This window comes from Bacillus sp. NEAU-Y102 (assembly GCF_054788175.1).
The window spans coordinates 617,465-637,532 of sequence record NZ_JBTWFK010000001.1; the positions used below are offsets into that span (position 1 = coordinate 617,465).

A 20,068-nucleotide genomic window follows, 5' to 3' on the forward strand; every position below is an offset into this window, starting at 1 on the left:
CACTTCACATATTTGATATGATGAATTGGAAGATAACAATAGAAAAGGTGAGTCATATTGGAACAAAATCAAACTGTAACTTTAAACATCTTATTAACAAGCGATATACATGGCACTGTTTATCCCATTTACTACCAAGATAACTCCCCGGCAGAACTTGGTTTAGCTAAAATTTCTACTCTTATAAAAAAAGAACGTTCCCAAAATACAAACGTTCTTTTAATTGATAATGGTGACTTCATTCAAGGAACACCATTTACTTATCATTATGTTACATACGAAAAAAACAAAAAAAACCCAATGTCCTTATTAGCGAATTACCTACAGTATGATGCTGCAGTTATCGGCAATCATGAATTTAATTACGGGATGGACATATTAAATAATGCTGTGACTACTGCGAACTTCCCGTACCTATCAGCAAACATTTTAGATAAAAACATAAAGAAACCCTATTTCGGAAAACCTTATATAATCAAACAGATTGAATCAAATATAAAAATTGCTATTTTAGGGGTAACAACACATTACATCCCAAATTGGGAACAGGCCCATCATATTAAAGATTTACTATTTGAAGATGCATTAGAGACTACAAAAAAATGGGTTTCTTATATTCACGAACACGAGAAACCAGATTTATTAGTCGTAGCCTATCACGGTGGATTTGAAAGTGATTTACAAACCGGGGAACCGACTGAAGTGTTAACAGGTGAAAACCAAGGATATGCAATGTGCCAGGAAATTGAAGGCATAGATCTTTTACTAACAGGTCATCAACACCGAGACATTTCTCACACAATGGCTAACGGTGTAACAATTTTACAGACCGGATGCAATGGACACTCAGTTGGAAAAGTAAAAGTAACATTCGAAAAAATGAAACATAAATGGGTGAAAAAAGAGAGTTCTTCTGAATTATTATCTGTACAAGGGGTTGCAGCGGACCAAGATGTACTTTCATTGGTAGCCGATTACGAAGAGAAAACACAAAAGTGGCTTGATCAACCTATTGGAATTATTGAGGGGGACATGCAAATTTCAGATGCTATGCAAACTCGTTTGCATGATCATCCTTTTATCGAGTTCATAAATAAAATACAGATGGATATAGCTAATGTATCAATTTCTTGTACAAGTTTGTTCCATAATACATCTCCAGGCTTCCCAGAACATGTAACAATGCGTGACATCGTTTCTAATTATATTTATCCAAACACATTAAAAGTAATTAGAATAACTGGAGCAGATATAAAAGATGCTCTTGAACTCTCTGCTTCTTATTTCACATTAAAAACAGATGGATCCATCATCGTAAGCCCTACCTACATAGAACCAAAGCCACAACATTATAATTATGATATGTGGGAAGGGATTTCATATGTATTAAACATTTCAAAACCAATTGGTGAAAGAGTAGAATCTTTACAGCATAACAGTGCTCCTCTTAATATGAATGAAGAATATGACGTTGTAATGAATAATTATCGTGCAAGTGGCGGGGGAAATTTCTTTATGTTTCAAAACAAACCGGTAGTAAAAGATATACCCACTGATATGTCTGAACTTATCGCTAATTATATATTGGAACATAGAACGATAGAAGCAACCGTTAATAACAACTGGAAAGTTATTAAATAAGGATTTTTACAAATAAAAAAGATGGGCTTCGCCCATCTTTTAATTTAATTTTGCATTATCTTGCTTTTTTAAAGCTTTTAATTTCGTCGGTGTAACATCTGTACCTTCTTCGTTAACAACTTTAATACCTTTAAGTTCGTTTAACATATTTTGACGAAATCCTTTTAAATATTGTTCACGTAGCGATTGACGCTCACGTTGCTCTTCTTCAGTTAAACCTTCAGCTTTTGCTTTTTTCGCTAAGAAGTTAATGCGTTCAACGAGTTCGTGATTAATCATCTCGAATCCCCCTTCTAATCAAAACTGATTATTATCATACAATAGTTACTCTTCTTTATCAAGCAATTGCTTCGTATACTCTACATATCTACGATGTACAGTCGCCTTTGAAACATTATGACCAAATCCACGTAGTGTTGCTGCAATTTCTTCAAACGTGAGTTCACTTTTTCGCAAACGTACAATTTCCTCAATTGGCACTTCTTTTTTCTCTCTTCCTACACTTAAATGACGATTTTTTAAATTATTTTCTGGACGATAACCTTTTTCTACTGCACGTTGCATACCTCGTTTAATTTTCAAGTTATGAATCTTCCTTTGATATTCTTCAACAATACCAATAATATCTAATACCATCGAATCAGAATCCGACAATTGTAATTCACCATTATGTGTATGTGTATATACTTTTATGCCTTCTTTATGTAAACAATGCATTAATGCAATCTTCGCATTCCCTCTACCAAGGCGCGTTTCATCTTGTATAAGTAACACATCAATTTGTTCGTCCCGAATTGTATCTAACACCTCTAATATACCGTCACGTTCAATTGTATACCCACTAGCCTGCTCTTCAATCACCTTCGTAACATTCATTTGATAGCGCTCAGCTAAATGCAATAATTCATCTTTTTGACGTAATAATGATGTTTCTTGCGCTTCTTTCGTTGTACTCACACGTGCATAAATAATTGCATTCATTTTGAACCCCTCTTTCTCCCTATCATTTCCCTATAGTGTAACATAAATCCGCCATTTGTTCGAACTTATGTTTGTAGAATGTTTTTTCACATGTTATACTTATTAATAAGAAAAATGAAAGAAAACGAGGTGTTAGAAAACATGGAAAAGTTAACGAAACGCCAGCAAGACATTCTCGACTTTATTAAGCTAAAAGTACAAGAAAAAGGATATCCACCTTCCGTACGTGAAATTGGTCAAGCAGTCGGCCTCGCTTCTAGTTCTACAGTGCACGGACATTTATCACGATTAGAAGAAAAAGGATACATTCGACGCGATCCAACAAAACCACGTGCCATTGAAATTTTAGGCGAAGACCGAATGGATACGGAAACACAATCTGTTATTCAAGTTCCAATTGTCGGAAAAGTTACTGCTGGTTTACCAATTACAGCGGTCGAAAGCGTAGAGGAACATTTCCCACTTCCAGCTAGCATTGTTTCCGGAGCAGACCAAGTGTTCATGTTACGTATTTCTGGAGATAGTATGATTGAAGCTGGTATTTTCGATGGAGATTTAGTTGTTGTTCGCCAACAACAGTCTGCATATAATGGTGAAATTGTAGTCGCTTTAACAGAAGATAACGAAGCAACTGTTAAACGTTTCTATAAAGAAAAAGACCATTTCCGTCTACAACCAGAAAACTCTTCATTAGAACCTATCATTTTAAAACAAGTGTCAGTTATCGGGAAAGTAATTGGCGTATATCGTGATTTACATTAAAAATAACAAAAAGAAGATAATTACCTTATTTATATACGGTAATTATCTTCTTTTTGTATTTTGATAGATTTCCATGCACTCTATTTCTTATTAACGAGTTTCAATCGTGACATCTCCAGCAGCCGTTTTACCGCTAATCTTTTTACTACCATTTCCAATTGTTACGTTATTATTTTCTTCATTAAAAATTGTTACATCTCCGGCAGCACTTTGCCCAGTAATTACCGCATCTTGTGGTTTTTCCGATAAAGTAATATCTATATCTCCCGCAGTTGAACTTGCTTCTAGATTATACTTAGAATCATGATCTTGAATATTTATTTCCCCACTTGTTGTTTTTGCGGTCACTTTCCCTATTACTTTTTTAAAGTTCACCTCACCAGCTTTTGTAGATCCCTCCACATTCTTAGACGTTACTTGTTTCAGCTCTACTTCTCCAGCAAGTGTTCTAACACTTACACTATCACTTTTCACATCACTCATTTCGATTTGTCCAGCAGATGAATTTACTTTTACATCTTGATAAGAGCGTTCGGGCACAAGGAGAGTCAATTTAGACGTTTGGAACCTAAAATCGTAAAAAGAAAAATCAAATGAAGCACCTTTTTCTCTTTCCCCAATAATTTTTAATGTGTCACCATCTTCTGCAATACGAATCTCTTGTTTACGTACATCTCCTGATTGCTTTACATAAAAAGAAGAGTCAGGAGATTTTTGGATAACAATATCTCCGGCATCTAACTTAACTTCTATATTTTTTAATGTTTCGTTTTTAATTACATCTTCTTTATCGCCTTTTTCAGCAGTTTGTACTGCTTTTTCATATGTTTGGGAAATTCCTATTACTCCAATAATGATACAAGCGATAGCGATTAAAAATAGTTTTTTCATCATTTACTCTCCTTTTATCATTTTGAAGTTCCATATTACGTATCGTACACACAATCTCTTAAACCACTTTGTACTATAAAAAGCGATAATACATAACAACAAACCTACTCCAACAAACGTTATACTAACGAAAAGATCCAACCATATAAAAGTACCCATAAATACTTTTCCAATAACGAAAAATGGTGTTACTACACTAGCAATACCACCAATCCAAAAAGAAAATATAAAAGCAATAATTGCGACTAACGGGCCTAACACAATAATAAAATTAAACAAACTAAGTCCAATCGCTGCCATAACAGCTCTTGTCACATTTGAAGTCGATGGATTTTTTTTCATTTCATCGAAGCGATACATCGCAAGTAATTCTTTTGCGATTACTTTCGGAGAACCAAGGCCCTGTATTATTTCTGATTCAGTTTTCCCCTCTTCTAGTCCAAACTGAAAGTGCTCTTCATAATCCAATAAAATATCTTGCCTCTCTTCCTCTGGTAACTTTCTAAGATAACTTGATAATTCTTTAAGAAACCCTTCTTTACTCATCCCATTCCACCCCTTCAATAATTTCTTGTACCCCTTTCGCAAAATCACGCCATTCTGTTACTAACAAATGAAATTGCGTCTCCCCTTGCTCTGTTAATTGATAATATTTACGAGGTGGCCCTTCCGTAGATTCCTTTAAATACGTTTGAAAATACCCTTCTTTCGTCAAACGACGTAACAAAGGGTATACTGACCCTTCCGATATTAAAAATTTATTAGAGATTTGCTGAACAAGTTCATAACCGTAACTATCTTTACGTTTTACAAGTGCTAATACACAAAGTTCAAGCACACCTTTTTTAAACTGAACGTTCAAGTGCCATCCTCCTTCCCTATCTCAGTACTGTTCAATACACGGTACCTGCTTTATCCATAATATACCACTTAGTATTATTTATTGCAAGGTACTAAGCTATATTTATTCCCTAAATTTAGAAAGCGAACTAACGAATCCCTGAATAAGACTGTGTTATAACTAAGCATCCTTCAAGGTTTCATTTCATTTACATTAAATATTAGACTTCATTCACTCTTTCCTCTTGAAGAATCCACCACAACCTTATTCACTATAGCTAATGAGAAAAAGCCCCAATACTTATCGGTATTAGGGCTTTTTCTCATTATTATATATTAATTGAATTTCTATTTGAGAACCTACATACGCGACAAATAATTTAATATCATATTTTATTTCTCATCCCCGTTTCCCAATATTTTTTGCTTAACATCTGATAAATCCTTTGACAACGAACTAAATGCTTTTGCTTGTTCTTCAATGACCTGTTGATTTTTTTCAATAACTTTTTGATATTGTTCTTCGCGCTGTTCATTCTTTTTTTGCGTAGTAAACAGCATCCACACAAATAAAGCTGCGAATGCTCCTTGTTGAATCATTGAATTGAAGATTTGTTCTTCCATCGTTCTCATCTCCTTTTCAAAAATTAAAAAGAATCACACGAGTGACCCTACTCTAATATCCTTATCTCACATTAAAATGTTCTTCTTTTACCCATGTATTTTGTCCAATATCGATATAACCATCTTTTCTTGCAAAAATCCCATATGGATAAGATCCATCTACATTTCCTTTATAATTTCCATTTGGACCATCATATGTGTTAATACCATAACCTGCTGGATATTTTGAATAAGCATGGAACCACTCTACTTCAAAGTGTTCTTCTTTCGCCCATGCTTCCCAACCTAGGCACAACATATTTTCATTCCCACCATACCAAGCAGCATCTATAATTAAATATGGCATTTTTGTATTAATGACATGACCTGTGAACCAAGCATCTTTTCCAGGGCCACTATATAAATTGATACCCGATCCTTCTGGGTATTTAGACGTTGCGATACCTAGCCCTTTTGGTTGTAGTGGTTTATTAGAAGGATCTGTTGTACCACCACCGTCTCCTTTTCCTAAGTAATCTAATGGATTCACAGCATTACTCTTATTAACGTTCCAAGACCCTTTATGCAATTCAAAATGTAGATGTTGACCAGTAACTTCTCCCGTGCTACCCATAACTCCAATAGTTTGTCCTTGCGTAACATAATCACCTTCTTTCACCGTTCGAGAACCGCTACGCATATGAGCATATACTGTTTCCCATGTAACCCCATCAATAGTGTGCACAATCATAATACATTCACCATAACTAGATGAAACATAAGAACGACTAACTCGTCCGCTAGCCGCTGCATAAATCGGATGATAACCCGATTCAGCCAGATCTATCCCATGATGATCTGGTCTACTCCCCCTAAAACCACTTGTTACTCTCGTTGTATCGGTTGGATAAATAAATTTTGCCATAATAATCTTCCTTCCTATTTATAAGTGATATAAAAAGGCACTTAAAAAAGCACCCTTTCATAACATTTTTTCTTTATATTTAAATTTAATATTTATAATCGCAGAATAAGAAACCCTTTGTTATTACCTTACATTAAAATGTTCTTCTTTTACCCATGTATTTTGTCCAATATCGATATAGCCATCTTTTCTCGCAAAAACGCCATATGGATAAGATCCATCTACATTTCCTTTATAATTTCCATTTGGACCATCATATGTGTTAATACCATAACCTGCTGGATATTTTGAATAAGCATGGAACCACTCTACTTCAAAGTGTTCTTCTTTCGCCCATGCTTCCCAACCTAGGCACAACATATTTTCATTCCCACCATACCAAGCAGCATCTATAATTAAATATGGCATTTTTGTATTAATGACATGACCTGTGAACCAAGCATCTTTTCCAGGGCCACTATATAAATTGATACCCGATCCTTCTGGGTATTTAGACGTTGCGATTCCTAGTCCTTTTGGTTGTAACGGTTTATTGTCACCACCATCAGTTCCTCCGTTAAAATCAACATATTGCTTAACAATTTCAGAGTAGAAGAAATTCCCCCCATTTTTATATCGATAACCACCATTGTAGGCAACAGCGATAGGGTGACTATATTTCACCATAGCACCAGTTGTATTTCCGAGTGATGGAGCAACAACTGTTTTAGAATACAAATCTGCTACCGGTAATGAATGCTGTTTATTGTTAGAAGCTAACCAGCGAAGGTAAGCTCGTCCAAAATTATACGATTGAACAATGGCACTTAAATCTGTAATACCATTTTTCTTTGCATCATCAAAAGCTCCCTTTAAATGCTTTACTCCGTAATAAATTGAATCCTTAGGATTTTTAATTGTATTCATTGGCCAACCTTGTGATTCACTGGACTGCATAATATCGGGGGTTGTTTCAGAGTTCCCTCCACTTTCCACCATAATAATTCCAAGTACGTAAGGAACTAACTCAGGTACTCCTTGTGCGGAACATTCACTTTCTACCATTGATTGCCAACGTAACACTTGTTGTGGCAAATTCTTTGTTTTGACTGAAGCAGCTAATAAATTCATCATTAAACATCTCCTTATTTGCTATTATTTTCGCCTGTAAACCTACTACTTTACTAAATATAACCGGAAGCCAAATGCCCATTTATCTATAAAATCACTTCATGTTACTCACCTTCTTTCACAACAAAAAGAGCAACCATAAAAATAGTTGCCCTTTCGTCGAAATCTTATATTACTACTATAAATCACTTTTTCAATACTTTCTGTACACTGCATGTATCCTACAAAAAGGTAACATTAAAACCCATCTAAAAACTTGACAATCTTTCTTATTTCAGCATGTTTTCGGCGGATATAGCCTGTACTATAATGTAATTCAAACGCTATTTGTTCTAAAGTCATTCCATCAACATATTTCATTTTAAGTATTTGATGATCCAGTCCTGTAAACTTATTAATTAAAAGCTTTAAATCATACTCTTCATTCATCTTATAAGCTAATTCATATTCAATTACTTCAATTCGTCCTTCTACCTTAGCCCCTTCCGATTCAGCGTTTAATCGTACATTTTGCAAATCACCACTAACCCAACGCTTCAATTCGGCTTTTGATTTATCTAAGTTGTATTCTAAATAAGTAATTTCTTCTTCTAACTTCTTATAATCTTTGAGCCATTCGAACACTTACCGATTCACCCACTTCCGTTCTTTTTACAAAGTCTCTTAATACTAATTTAATAGAATGAATATGCTTATTAACTTTTTCAATCTTTATTACTTGTAAATTATCTTTCATTTTATAAACACAACCCTTTCCTAACATTTTTTTACCCTCTATTGATAAGTTCCTTACATCTTTAGAATTCAGATATTGTAATTAATTCCTGAATCCTTTTGAAAAAACTTCTAACAGTTCCCATAGAACTTTAAGAAATAAACTGAAATTACAAATGGTTCATACTTGATCCAAACATTCACTAATATCTTTATAATACTGTTCACTATGCATCGGGAATCTTTAAAGAATATAAATGTATTATTTTTTATTAAGGTAATATATTTCAAAATAACAAAATCATCTAACGTTTTTTCTTATGACTTATATTTATTTAACACTTCTTGTAATCTCTCACGCTCTTCATCAGTAGATTGCACGATTTTTCTTTCCTCTTCTTGATTTGTTGATTCATCATCTTTGTATAACCAATAAGGTACAATCTCTTTTCTATTTGAATACTTCCTACCTATCCCATTATATTTCTTTTTCTTGCTCATTTCGAAACGTCTATCTAGTATGGCCACATCAACTAATGTTTTAACTTCTTGCTCCTTCCAATTCCTCAATATAGCCTTAATGTAGTTCCATCTTGGTGCATTCTCATCAACGGCTTTATTAATTGCATGCTGAATTAATTCATCACTAAACAAATTACAAAAATCCCCCAACTCTGCAATTGCAATTTCACTTAACGGAATGCCCGTCCCCTTAATAAAGTTGCAACTTACTTTAACCTTCTCATTGCTGGATACACAAGAATCTAATTTATCAATATCATCATAATGATTAGTATTTTGTATATTAGTATTTCGTTTATTAGTAGTTATTCTATTAGTATTTAGTAGTGCTTGATTTTCCTCATATGGCTTTACCACATCTTGGTTTTCCACTTGTGGCATGTTCCTTTGTGGCGTTTCGTAAATTTCCGTATCCCACCTTGTAATTTTTTTGGTATTCCCATCACGAACAGGATAACGTTTTACATAACCTAATTCTTTTAATTCCTTAAAACCTGTACGGAGCGAATCTTCTCCATCCTTAGCATGTCGAGCTAATTCGCTAATATGAAAAGTCCAATCGTCTGGTAATGTAAGCGCATAGGCTAAGATTCCTTTCGCTTTCCAAGACAACCTTTCATCTTTTAAACCAGTATTATTTATAACGGAATAATTACTATCTTTTTTCACTCGAATAATTCCCATACTAGCCACCTCATAAATTCTCAAAAACGGTATTCAATGGTATACTTATCTAGAGATATTTTTTCTTATAGAATCCGCTGGAACGGATTCTTTTCTTATACATTCATTCAAAACAATTATGCTATCCATATCAATTTTCTCCTAAACCTCTCTTATTCCTCAAATTCAACATCCACTTGAATTTCGATATTCATAGGAATTTCTTGTGTTATACGAATCACATTTTGACTCACTCCTTTTTGAATAAGCTTTCTAACCTGCTCTTTTGCATCTTCTTTTGTTTTAAATTCACTGACAGTTAGTAGTCCTGCTAAACTGCTAGTAATGACTAAAATCTTTCTTTGCATGTTCTTTCCTCCTACTGAATTTCTGCCATATTTATTTTTGAGTTTTTAACTGTAATTTCTTCATTTAAAACAGTTGGAATTGAATATTCTTCATTAATAATTTGTATCGCTCTATCCAAATGATAACGTTTAATAGCTTTATAACTATTCACACCAAATTCCCGATGTAACTGACTATAAATATCTGTATATAACTTCCTTCTAAGGCCGATATCCTGATAAGAATTTGAATTTTTACCTCCCAATAACATAACACCTAACCTCTTTACAGCCCTTATTATCTCTTCACACTCAATAGCATAAAGCGGCGTATTTTCTCGCAATTCCTTCACCTCAGACTTAATCTCTTGTATCTCCTGAGTATGCCCTTCTAACGCAGCAAATGTTAACTTTAAAACCCCCATTGGATCCTTTGGCACATTTTGTTGATTTTGTATATACTGCTTCATTCGTTTGAACTCTTTCATAAATTTAATTTTCATTCCAACCGCTTCTCTAGTGGTATATCCCATAACAAGTAACGTGAATGCTTCTTCTGTTAAATCATATTTAGGGATCCGCCTGTTCTTTGAATTAACATAAGTGGACTCGTGAAAATTTTCTCCTCCAAACTCTTCATCTACATATACAATTTGTTTTCGAACTTCCTTCAAAACGTCGAAGTGATCTTTTTTGAATATCTTTGCAATTACCAAACTATCCGTTACTACTTTGCCATTAACTTCAAATACTAATGAACTATGTACTGATGAGTCAGTTAATTGCCCCATCCTCATCTCCTCCTCACTACTAATTTTGAACTATCTTTATTGTATTGAGATAATTTCGCACTACGCATAATTCGTTGCTTTCTTTTTACAGATTAACTAATTATCGAAATTTAATATAAATACTATGATATGAACCCTTTTATTAAGTCATTATTCAATAATTCGGTTATCCATTTTAAACAATTCTCCTCCGATTTCAATTCGCTTCGTTTTCTTCAAATTCAAAAAGATATTCCAAATTATGTTCTGGAAAAAAAGTTTTCTTAATTTCAAAAGCTTCATCATAATAAAAACGAAATTTACCATTTATTTTGTCGCTCACTGTTGCGTGGCGAAGTTTCAGATGCGAAGAAATTTGTGTAATCATAATTCTTTTTCTCGCCATCTCTGCACGCAAATTCGGATACATCGACTCACCACCTATTTTATGTACGATATTGCGTTCATTTCCATTTAAATATAAACTCAATTTCGTATTTAGTCAACAAAAAAACGTATTTAAATACTCAATTTCGTATACATTTCTATTTACTAACAAATTCAGTTAGGTTATGATATATACAGAAATACGCAATATCGTATACATTTTAATACGAAAGATGGTGAAAGTAATGAAAAAAGCAGAGGTTGTAACACGCTTAATAAAAGAAGCTGGCTATAGCAAAAGAGCCTTCGCCGAAAAAATAGGTCTCCCCCCCACAACACTGCAATCCATGTTATCAAGAGGGATTGGTAAAGCATCTGTTGATAATGTAATAAAAGTTTGTAAGGGATTAGGAATCACTACTGATGATTTAGAAAAACTCGCAACCCAAGAGGACAATACTGTTAAAGAAGAAGTTTCTATTTATGAAACCATCCAAAACGATCAATCAAATATTATTCATATTCCTATCATTGGTTCTGTAGCAGCTGGTACACCTATATTCGCTGAAGAAAATATCGAAGGCTATTTACCAATGCTAAGTACATTTTTAAACAAGCGTAAAAAGTATTTTTACCTTACTGTAAAAGGCACTAGCATGAATCTCGAATTCCCTGATGGTTCTTATGTTTTAGTAGAGGAAACTCCTTATGTTGAAAACGGACAAATTGCTGTTGTAAAAGTCAATGGTTATGATGCTACCGTGAAAAAGATTTCAAAATCTGGAAGCATCATTACTTTAATACCATTGAGTAATGACCCTATCCACGAACCAAAAACTTACGATCTTTCAGCTGAAGATGTAAAAATCATTGGTCGCGTTGTACAGGCAGTAAAGAATTATTAAGTCATAGCACAAGTGATTTTAAAAAAAGATAAGATCGATTCTTTTGAAAAGATTTTCTTAGTAACATAATTCAAAATAACCAAAAACAATCCATTATCTAGTAGTTAATATATCCAATAACTTCACTAAAAAAGCCCTGATACCGTAGTATCAAGGCTTTTTATTTCACAAATCATATAAAACTTACGTTTATCTGATAATGTTCTTCTGTGATATCACTACTTGTTATTAATTGTTGGCTTTTATGTGGCTGTTTTTCATTTTGCAACCACATAAAATTGTAATAATAGGGAATTAAAAAACCCTTGATACGAGTTGTATCAAGGGTTTAAGCCTCTTAGTATAGAGACATATATTGATCGCGTTCCCATTGGTGAACTTGTGTTCTAAAGATATCCCACTCAATCTCTTTCGCTTCGATGAAGTGCTCAAGTAAGTGTTCTCCTAGTGCACCGCATACTACTTCATTAGATTGTAATGTAACTAACGCTTGCGCTAATGTTGCTGGTAAGTCAACGATACCTGCTTCTTCGCGCTCTTCTTTTGTCATTACATAGATGTTACGGTCTACTGCAGCTGGTGGAGTTAATTTGTTTTTAATTCCATCAAGACCTGCAGCTAATAATGTAGCCATTACTAAATATGGGTTTGCAGCTGGGTCAACACTACGTACTTCTACGCGTGTACTAATACCACGAGATGCAGGGATACGTACTAACGGGCTACGGTTTTGTGCAGACCATGCTACGTAACAAGGTGCTTCATATCCAGGTACTAGACGTTTGTATGAGTTTACAGTTGGGTTTGCTATCGCTGTAAACGCTGGTGCATGTTTCAAAATACCTGCGATGAAGTGACGAGCATCATCACTTAATTGTAAGTCACCGTTTGCATCAAAGAATACGTTCTCACCATTTTTAAATAATGATAAATTACAGTGCATACCTGAACCGTTCACACCGTATAGTGGTTTTGGCATAAATGTTGCGTGTAAACCATGTTTACGAGCAATCGTTTTTACAACAAGTTTGAATGTTTGAATGTCATCACATGAGCGAATTGCATTTGCATATTTAAAGTCAATTTCGTGCTGCCCTGGAGCAACCTCATGGTGAGATGCTTCAATTTCAAATCCCATTTCTTCAAGTTCAAGAACGATATCACGACGACAGTTTTCCCCTAGATCCATCGGCGCAAGGTCGAAGTATCCACCGTTATCGTTTAGTTCTAATGTTGGATTTCCTTTTTCATCAACCTTAAATAGGAAGAATTCTGGCTCTGGTCCAAGATTGAAGTCTGAAAATCCTAAAGCTTCCATTTCTTTTAACACACGTTTTAAGTTGTTACGTGGGTCTCCATCAAATGGAGTGCCATCTGCATTGTAAATATCACAGATTAGTCGAGCTACTTTACCTTTTTCAGCTGTCCAAGGGAAAATTACCCAAGTGTCTAAATCAGGATATAAATACATATCAGATTCTTCAATACGTACGAAACCTTCAATCGAAGATCCATCAAACATCATTTTGTTATCAAGAGCTTTCGTTAATTGTCTCACTGGAATCTCTACGTTTTTAATTACCCCTAAAAGGTCCGTAAATTGTAAACGGATATACTTTACATTCTCTTCTTTCGCCAAACGGAAAATATCTTCTTTTGTGTATCTAGACATTATAAATTCCTCCTTAGTCCCTCTAATCGCCTTCAGAATCAGTTATCTTTAGTGAAAAAATCTTGAAATGTCACCTTGTCGCAATGAAGTTCGATTGAATCTACCTGTATGTTGTAGTTCATCTCGAAGTATTTTGCGAAGCTCAGTTTTTGAAATTTCTTTTGTTTCTTCTTTTACTTTCACTGCTTCTGTTTGATTTTCTTTCATTAGTAACACTTGCTTAATACCAGCCATATTCAAGCCTTGATCTAACAAATCTTTAATCTCTAACAACTTATCTACATCGTTAAATGAAAATAATCTACGATTCCCCTTTGTACGGGTTGGAGAAACAAGATTATGCTCTTCATAGTAGCGAATTTGACGTGCAGACAATTGTGTTAAATCCATAACAATACCAATTGGAAACAGCGGGGCAGAACGTCTATCTTCTTTCATTTTTCAGTTCCTCCTTCGCCTTAACTGCTTCTCATTTTATACCATGTTATGTTTAGTGTCAATAGATGTTAGATTTTCTTACATGATTTTTTATAAATTTTTTCATTCTTTTTTCTAATCGCATAAATCGTTACTTTTATACGAAAAAAGCTGCCGATATCGACAGCTCCCCTTTAAGAAATTGTTAATAAATTCTTTTCAATCAATTCATCAATCGCAGAACAAATCGCAATTTTAACATGCGAATACGTTAATCCACCTTGCACATATGCAACATACGGTGGTCTAATCGGACCATCAGCAGACAATTCAATACTTGCACCTTGAATAAACGTTCCCGCCGCCATGATTACATCATCTTCATAACCCGGCATATAGTTTGCATACGGAGTAAAATGCGAATTAATTGGAGATGCATATTGAATCGCTTGACAGAAGGCAACCATACGGTCTTTATCATCAAATTGAACAGATTGAATTAAGTCTGTTCTTGGTGCATTCCACGCTGGTGACGTGTTCATTCCTAACTTTTCTAAAAAAGCAGCTGTAAAAATCGCACCTTTTAGCGCTTGCCCCGCAACATGTGGCGCCAAGAAGAAACCTTGATACATTTCTTGCAGACTGTATAAAGACGCTCCAGCTTCCGCACCAATTCCCGGAGATGTTAAACGAAATGCACACGCTTCAACATACTGTTCTTTACCGACAATGTAACCACCAGTTTTAACAATTCCCCCGCCTGGGTTTTTAATAAGCGAACCCGCCATTAAATCTGCACCAACATGACATGGCTCTTGCTCTTCAATAAACTCACCATAACAGTTATCTACAAACACAACAACATCAGGTTTAATTTCTTTAACAAACGCGATCATCTCTTTAATTTGAGAAATAGTAAACGATGGACGAGTAGCATAACCTTTCGAGCGCTGAATACCGATCATTTTCGTATTACTATGAATCGCTACTGCAACAGCTTCAAAATCAACAAGCCCAGCTCCAGTTAGCGGAACTGCATTGTAACCAATATTATATTCTTTAAATGAACCTACACCTTTCCCACGCACACCAACGATTTCCTCTAACGTATCATACGGTTTCCCAGTGATGTACAATAACTCATCTCCTGGACGTAAAATACCGAATAACGCTGTAGAAATAGCGTGAGTACCTGAAATAATTTGCGGACGAACAAGTCCAGCTTCCGCCCCAAATACATCAGCATACACTTTTTCTAACGTATCACGGCCAATATCGTCATAACCATAACCTGTCGTCGGGATAAAATGCGAGTCACTAATTTTATGTTTACGAAAACTTTCTAATACACGAAACTGATTACTTTCAATTACTTCATCCGCACGTTTATGTACTTCTGTAATCTGACTCTCTACTTCTTTTACGATTGGAGCAATTTTTTCTCCATTTTTCAAACGATCAAACATTTTTATTTTCTCCTTCTTCCACTAAAAATCTCTTTAATTGCACATTAAGCGATGAATGAGTAAAAATATACCCTGCACAATCATATACAAATTTATCTTCCAGAAACTCCATCTTTGCTAATAACGTTTCCGTCTTTAAAAGCGTTAATAACTTACCTTCACTCGGAGGGATTTCTACTCGATAACGATCCATTTCTTTCTTCATTTTCATTTCTATCGCTTCTTTTATACGCAATAAATCCCTTTCTTCAAAAGCACTAGTCATTAAGAAATCACTTTTCGGAAACGGAATAAAGTTTTGATGTAATTCATCTTTTTTATTATATAACGTAATAATAGGAATATGATTAATTTCAAGTTCTGATAATAATCGTTTTACTGTTTTTTCATGCCCTATGTAGTTAGGATCCGCAGAATCAACTACATGTAAAATAACATCTGCTTCCCCCGCTTCTTCCAGTGTTGAACGAAAAGCAGCGATTAATGAAGTGGGTAAATCTTGTATAAAACCAACAGTATCAGTCAGTAATACTGTATAACCAGAAGGTAACAGCATCTTCCTCGTCGTCGGGTCTAATGTTGCAAACAGAAGGTTTTCTTCAAACGTATTAGCTTCCGTTAATCTATTAAACAGTGTCGATTTCCCTGCATTTGTATAGCCTATTAATGAAACTTGAAATACTTTATTGTCTTTTCTTCTCTCACGATATCTTTTTCGATGTTCCACAACAACTGCAAGTTGTTTCTTTATTTCATCAATACGCGATCGAATATGACGACGATCCGTCTCAAGTTTCGTCTCACCCGGTCCTCTCGTTCCAATACCACCACCAAGACGTGATAAGGACAACCCTTGCCCCATAAGACGTGGCATTGTATATTGCAACTGAGCTAATTCAACTTGAAGCTTACCTTCCCTCGACTTCGCACGTTGCGCAAAAATATCTAGTATTAGTTGCGTTCGATCAATTACTCTCGCATCTAATACTGATGATAAATTCCGAATTTGACTCGGCGTTAATTCATTATTAAATACAATAACATCCGGCTCTAATTCTTCAGTCAACATTGTTAGCTCTTCTAATTTCCCTTTACCTATGTAAGTTGCCGGATGGAACTTTGGTCGTTTTTGCGTTGTTGACACTAACAATTCTGCTCGCGCAGTCTTCGCTAGTGATGCAAGCTCTTTCATGGAATGCATAAATTTTTCATCATCATCTTGTGGCAATTGACAGCCTACTAATATGACTTTTTCTTTTTCTTCCATCAAATATGTTCACTCATCCTTTTCGAAATTTAAACCTTCTAATATAATAGCAGAGGAAGCACATTTCATCTAGTTAGCGGGGGAGAAAATTCATGGCATGGGAGATTTTTAGCATCATAGGCACAATCGCTTTCGCACTAAGCGGAGCCATTGTTGCAATGGAAGAGGATTATGATATTTTCGGGGTGTATATTTTAGGAATGGCAACCGCATTTGGGGGAGGTGCCCTTCGTAATTTATTAATCGGTTATCCGATTGTCGCGTTTTGGCAACAAGACATGTTATTCCAAATCGCACTTTTATCAATGACTATTATTTTTCTTTTTCCAAATAAGTTAATTAGACATTGGAAAAAGTGGGAAAATATCACTGACGCTATCGGCTTATCAGCATTTGCTGTACAAGGAGCATTATATGCTCAAAAATTAAATTTACCAATTAGCGCCACAATCGTGGCAGCTGTTTTAACTGGTATCGGCGGCGGTATCATTCGCGACCTTTTAGCCCGCAGAAAACCTCTCGTTCTTCGAGCTGAAGTATATGCCTTTTGGACAATTTTAGCAGGTTTCTTAATTGGCGCTCAAATTATTGTTAGCGATTGGGCTCTTTACATTTTATTCATTTTAATTGTTTGCTTCCGCATGGTTTCTATTCATTACAAATGGCATTTACCGCACAGACGTATCGAAACGAAAGAACGTTCAATGCATAAATAGCAATCTAACCTCTTTACATATCGTAAAGAGGTTTTTCTTTTCTAACGATTTTTTCTTTATATAATGTTTATACTAATTTTTAAAGTGAGGTGAATACAAATGACAAACCACGTTAATAAAGGAGCTCAAAAAAGTTCAGTAAACCAATTTGGACACGACCCTATTTCAGCACACGAAAAGAGCGCTAAAATGGAACGCTTCCATAAAGCGCACCAAGAAAAAGCAAAAAAAGAGTAAACGAACTTATACACAAAAATAGACGCACAGTTTATGTACTGTGCGTCTCCTCTTCGAGCATCAAATCCATACTCGATATTCCAATTAAATCATTTTTATCATACGTATCTTCTTGCAACAACCGCATCGCCTGTGTACGAATTGATTTTTCAACAATATTCCGTACATACCGCCCATTACTAAACGATGTAATTTGCGACGAATACTTCACCGCATGTAAATGATCCCTAAATTTCCATTCAGCTTCTTTCGATAACTGATATTCACGATCTTCATACATTCTCTTTCCAATTTCCAATAGCTGATTTACCGAGTAATCCGCAAATTCAATAATAAATGGAAAACGAGATTGCAGCCCTGGATTTAATGAAAGAAAGTGATTCATCTCTCTTGAATATCCAGCTAAAATCAATACAAAACCATGTTGTTTATCTTCCATATGTTTTACAAGCGTATCAATTGCTTCTTTTCCAAAGTCCTTCTCTCCTCCTCGAGCTAAAGAATAAGCCTCATCAATAAACAAAATACCTCCCATTGCTTTTTTTATTAAGTCTCTTGTTTTTTGAGCTGTATGGCCGATATACTCTCCTACAAGATCAGCACGTTCAGCTTCAACCAAGTGGCCTTTCGATAGAATATTCATCTCAAACAGCAATTTCCCTATCATTCTAGCAACAGTTGTCTTCCCTGTACCCGGATTCCCTTTAAACAACATATGAAGTACTTGCTTCTCAGACTTCAATCCCTTCTCTTGTCTTTTTTTATTCACATAAATCCAAGCATATATTTCTTTTATTATCTTTTTTATATCATCCATCCCAACAAGCTTCCCCATCTCTTCTTCAATTCTCTGCAGCATTTCATGTTTAATTGTAGTTTCATTTGAAATTACCGTTTTATTTTCTGTGGCTGGCAAAGAAATTTTCTTTCGATGGTTTAACACAATATTAATTTGATTGTTGTTTTTCTTTCGCATCGATTGTTCCATACAATCACCTCATTTTATCCCGCTATTTGCGGGCAGTAAGACTCCCACCTCGACATTCAGCAAACGCTTGGTATTTAAGCGGGAGATAACCGCCCGTAAATGCCCGATTGGTTCAACTAATAATCGCAGAGGATGAACAAAATCCCCACTGATTATAGTTTCACTTTATCCACTCACCAAATATTATTATTCCTGTCCCCCTTGTAAATGCCTATTTTCAGAAAAGTTTGCTATAATATAAGAAATAATTAAGGTGGTGGGACTATGGATACAACGGAATTCCATGATACAATACAAGCCTTTTCTATTTTTTTATTGAATAAAGGCCGAAAACCTTCAACTATTAAACGTTATGTTTATGACGTTGAAGACTTCGGACATTGGTTAGAAAAAAACAAAAAGCTCCCTTCCAGTAATATATGGGCTACACTTTGTACAAAAGACTACGAAGATTACTTTTCCGATTTAAAAACGAATCGACATTACTCAGAAAAAACGATGCATCGTGTATTTACTGTACTAAATAGAATGCATCACTTTCTAAACATTCCCAATCCATTGAAGAATATGGAAATATCTATTCAACCAGACCGTACACTTCGTAACGAAGATTTCATTTCACCTGATGAAGAAAAAAGATTAAAGTATATAGTCACTTCATTAGAAGGACTTTCAGAAAAACAACTTCCTGTGCGCCCTTTATTAATGGATCGCAATATCGCCATTTTAAATTTATTGATCGACTACGGTTTATCCTTACAGGAACTTACAGCATTAACAATGCATCACGTTCACTTTGAAACTAACACATTGTCAATCCCAGCAACCGCAGGTGTAGAAAGAACAATTACATTAGCAAAAGAAGACAAAAAACAACTATATAATTATTACAAAAGTATCCCAGAACCAGTTCGTCCTAAGTATCATAGTGATGATTCATTGTTTGTCGCATTTGATTTTAACCGCGGAACATACAGGTGGGTATATGAAAATGATGCACCAAAGGCATTAACGGAAATTGCTATACAAAAAATGATTCGCCTCGAAGTGGCTAGAGCCAATTTACGTAAAGGAATTTCAGGACAACATTTTCGTAACACCTATATTTTAAACTTAATAAAAAAAGAAACTCCTGAATCAGAAATTATAAAACTCGCTGGATTCAAATCAAAAATTTCATTAAAGCGATATTATCAATACGCAGAAAATAGAAAAAACGCCTTATTGTAAGGCGTTTTTTCTAT

Annotated in this window: 25 protein-coding genes; 6 read left to right on the top strand and 19 right to left on the bottom strand. The window is 34.9% G+C overall.

The genetic code is table 11. From position 1 onward, the window contains the following. Positions 1-57: 57 nt before the first annotated feature. Positions 58-1,641 carry a bifunctional metallophosphatase/5'-nucleotidase gene (locus ACYFX0_RS02985; RefSeq protein ID WP_460269837.1) on the top strand — a complete coding sequence of 528 codons (1,584 nt, stop codon included), beginning with the start codon at positions 58-60 and terminating at the stop codon, positions 1,639-1,641. A 39-nt stretch (positions 1,642-1,680) separates the two neighbouring features. Here the strand turns inward: ACYFX0_RS02985 and ACYFX0_RS02990 are convergent, their stop codons facing one another. Next, positions 1,681-1,920: a DUF896 domain-containing protein gene (locus ACYFX0_RS02990; protein WP_000607015.1), complete on the bottom strand. Its 240-nt coding sequence runs from the start codon at positions 1,918-1,920 to the stop codon at positions 1,681-1,683. Between the two features lie 45 nt (positions 1,921-1,965). Further along, the gene (locus tag ACYFX0_RS02995) at positions 1,966-2,622 is read right to left on the bottom strand and encodes a YneB family resolvase-like protein (protein ID WP_000991471.1); all 657 of its coding nucleotides are present in this window, start codon (positions 2,620-2,622) and stop codon (positions 1,966-1,968) included. A 141-nt stretch (positions 2,623-2,763) separates the two neighbouring features. On the opposite strand from ACYFX0_RS02995, the gene lexA reads away from it, so the two are divergent. Further along, on the top strand, positions 2,764-3,384 hold the full coding sequence (gene lexA / locus ACYFX0_RS03000) for a transcriptional repressor LexA (protein ID WP_000413739.1): 621 nt from the start codon (positions 2,764-2,766) through the stop codon (positions 3,382-3,384). Positions 3,385-3,474: 90 nt separating this feature from the next. On the opposite strand, the gene ACYFX0_RS03005 is transcribed toward lexA, so the two are convergent. The 12 genes from ACYFX0_RS03005 to ACYFX0_RS03060 all read right to left on the bottom strand — a co-directional run bounded on the left by ACYFX0_RS03005 (position 3,475) and on the right by ACYFX0_RS03060 (position 11,199). Then, the gene (locus tag ACYFX0_RS03005) at positions 3,475-4,278 is read right to left on the bottom strand and encodes a DUF4097 family beta strand repeat-containing protein (protein WP_003279471.1); all 804 of its coding nucleotides are present in this window, start codon (positions 4,276-4,278) and stop codon (positions 3,475-3,477) included. Then, positions 4,279-4,821, bottom strand: a complete 543-nt coding sequence (locus tag ACYFX0_RS03010) for a DUF1700 domain-containing protein (RefSeq protein ID WP_000031383.1) — start codon at positions 4,819-4,821, stop codon at positions 4,279-4,281. Continuing rightward, complete coding sequence (locus ACYFX0_RS03015; RefSeq protein ID WP_001102628.1) at positions 4,814-5,137, bottom strand: PadR family transcriptional regulator; 324 nt, start codon at positions 5,135-5,137, stop codon at positions 4,814-4,816. The genes ACYFX0_RS03010 and ACYFX0_RS03015 overlap by 8 nt, the downstream gene beginning before the upstream one ends. 371 nt (positions 5,138-5,508) lie before the next feature. Further along, positions 5,509-5,739, bottom strand: coding sequence for a BhlA/UviB family holin-like peptide (locus tag ACYFX0_RS03020; RefSeq protein ID WP_000392443.1), 231 nt, complete (start codon positions 5,737-5,739; stop codon positions 5,509-5,511). 61 nt (positions 5,740-5,800) lie between these two features. Next, complete coding sequence (locus tag ACYFX0_RS03025; protein ID WP_001051376.1) at positions 5,801-6,643, bottom strand: M23 family metallopeptidase; 843 nt, start codon at positions 6,641-6,643, stop codon at positions 5,801-5,803. 123 nt (positions 6,644-6,766) lie between these two features. Continuing rightward, entirely contained in the window at positions 6,767-7,753 is a 987-nt protein-coding gene (locus ACYFX0_RS03030; RefSeq protein WP_033668930.1) for a lysozyme family protein, read from the bottom strand. Between the two features lie 237 nt (positions 7,754-7,990). Beyond that, positions 7,991-8,377 (bottom strand): hypothetical protein, encoded by a 387-nt coding sequence (locus ACYFX0_RS03035; protein ID WP_106081788.1) that lies wholly within the window; start codon positions 8,375-8,377, stop codon positions 7,991-7,993. Next, a complete protein-coding gene (locus tag ACYFX0_RS03040) occupies positions 8,352-8,516 on the bottom strand; it encodes a hypothetical protein (RefSeq protein WP_000900737.1) in 165 nt (54 codons plus the stop codon). The genes ACYFX0_RS03035 and ACYFX0_RS03040 overlap by 26 nt, the downstream gene beginning before the upstream one ends. Positions 8,517-8,785: 269 nt before the next feature. Beyond that, entirely contained in the window at positions 8,786-9,673 is an 888-nt protein-coding gene (locus ACYFX0_RS03045) for a DnaD domain protein (protein WP_106081789.1), read from the bottom strand. Positions 9,674-9,825: 152 nt separating this feature from the next. Continuing rightward, on the bottom strand, positions 9,826-10,020 hold the full coding sequence (locus tag ACYFX0_RS03050; RefSeq protein ID WP_106081790.1) for a hypothetical protein: 195 nt from the start codon (positions 10,018-10,020) through the stop codon (positions 9,826-9,828). 11 nt (positions 10,021-10,031) lie between these two features. Further along, positions 10,032-10,790, bottom strand: a complete 759-nt coding sequence (locus tag ACYFX0_RS03055) for an ORF6C domain-containing protein (RefSeq protein WP_106081791.1) — start codon at positions 10,788-10,790, stop codon at positions 10,032-10,034. A 196-nt stretch (positions 10,791-10,986) separates the two neighbouring features. Then, a complete protein-coding gene (locus ACYFX0_RS03060) occupies positions 10,987-11,199 on the bottom strand; it encodes a hypothetical protein (protein WP_000283430.1) in 213 nt (70 codons plus the stop codon). A 202-nt stretch (positions 11,200-11,401) separates the two neighbouring features. Between ACYFX0_RS03060 and ACYFX0_RS03065 the strand changes: the two genes are divergently transcribed. Then, positions 11,402-12,061, top strand: a complete 660-nt coding sequence (locus ACYFX0_RS03065; protein WP_000708856.1) for a LexA family protein — start codon at positions 11,402-11,404, stop codon at positions 12,059-12,061. Between the two features lie 337 nt (positions 12,062-12,398). Here ACYFX0_RS03065 and glnA read toward each other — a convergent pair whose 3' ends face one another. From glnA to hflX, 4 genes are all read right to left on the bottom strand, one after another. Next, complete coding sequence (gene glnA / locus ACYFX0_RS03070) at positions 12,399-13,733, bottom strand: type I glutamate--ammonia ligase (RefSeq protein ID WP_000092763.1); 1,335 nt, start codon at positions 13,731-13,733, stop codon at positions 12,399-12,401. Positions 13,734-13,781: 48 nt separating this feature from the next. After that, complete coding sequence (gene glnR / locus ACYFX0_RS03075; protein ID WP_000656783.1) at positions 13,782-14,171, bottom strand: transcriptional repressor GlnR; 390 nt, start codon at positions 14,169-14,171, stop codon at positions 13,782-13,784. Positions 14,172-14,344: 173 nt separating this feature from the next. Continuing rightward, complete coding sequence (locus ACYFX0_RS03080; RefSeq protein WP_460269846.1) at positions 14,345-15,616, bottom strand: methionine gamma-lyase family protein; 1,272 nt, start codon at positions 15,614-15,616, stop codon at positions 14,345-14,347. Next, the gene (hflX, locus tag ACYFX0_RS03085; protein ID WP_016098831.1) at positions 15,609-16,883 is read right to left on the bottom strand and encodes a GTPase HflX; all 1,275 of its coding nucleotides are present in this window, start codon (positions 16,881-16,883) and stop codon (positions 15,609-15,611) included. The genes ACYFX0_RS03080 and hflX overlap by 8 nt, the downstream gene beginning before the upstream one ends. 92 nt (positions 16,884-16,975) lie before the next feature. On the opposite strand from hflX, the gene ACYFX0_RS03090 reads away from it, so the two are divergent. Together ACYFX0_RS03090 and ACYFX0_RS03095 are read left to right on the top strand one after the other, a co-directional pair. Then, the gene (locus ACYFX0_RS03090) at positions 16,976-17,599 is read left to right on the top strand and encodes a trimeric intracellular cation channel family protein (protein ID WP_000312267.1); all 624 of its coding nucleotides are present in this window, start codon (positions 16,976-16,978) and stop codon (positions 17,597-17,599) included. Positions 17,600-17,698: 99 nt separating this feature from the next. Continuing rightward, complete coding sequence (locus ACYFX0_RS03095) at positions 17,699-17,836, top strand: hypothetical protein (RefSeq protein ID WP_016098832.1); 138 nt, start codon at positions 17,699-17,701, stop codon at positions 17,834-17,836. A gap of 31 nt (positions 17,837-17,867) precedes the next feature. Here ACYFX0_RS03095 and spoVK read toward each other — a convergent pair whose 3' ends face one another. Beyond that, the gene (spoVK, locus tag ACYFX0_RS03100) at positions 17,868-18,824 is read right to left on the bottom strand and encodes a stage V sporulation protein K (protein ID WP_000438196.1); all 957 of its coding nucleotides are present in this window, start codon (positions 18,822-18,824) and stop codon (positions 17,868-17,870) included. A 264-nt stretch (positions 18,825-19,088) separates the two neighbouring features. Here spoVK and ACYFX0_RS03105 point away from each other — a divergent pair, with 264 nt between their 5' ends. Then, the gene (locus ACYFX0_RS03105) at positions 19,089-20,054 is read left to right on the top strand and encodes a tyrosine-type recombinase/integrase (protein ID WP_000381624.1); all 966 of its coding nucleotides are present in this window, start codon (positions 19,089-19,091) and stop codon (positions 20,052-20,054) included. Positions 20,055-20,068 lie beyond the last annotated feature (14 nt).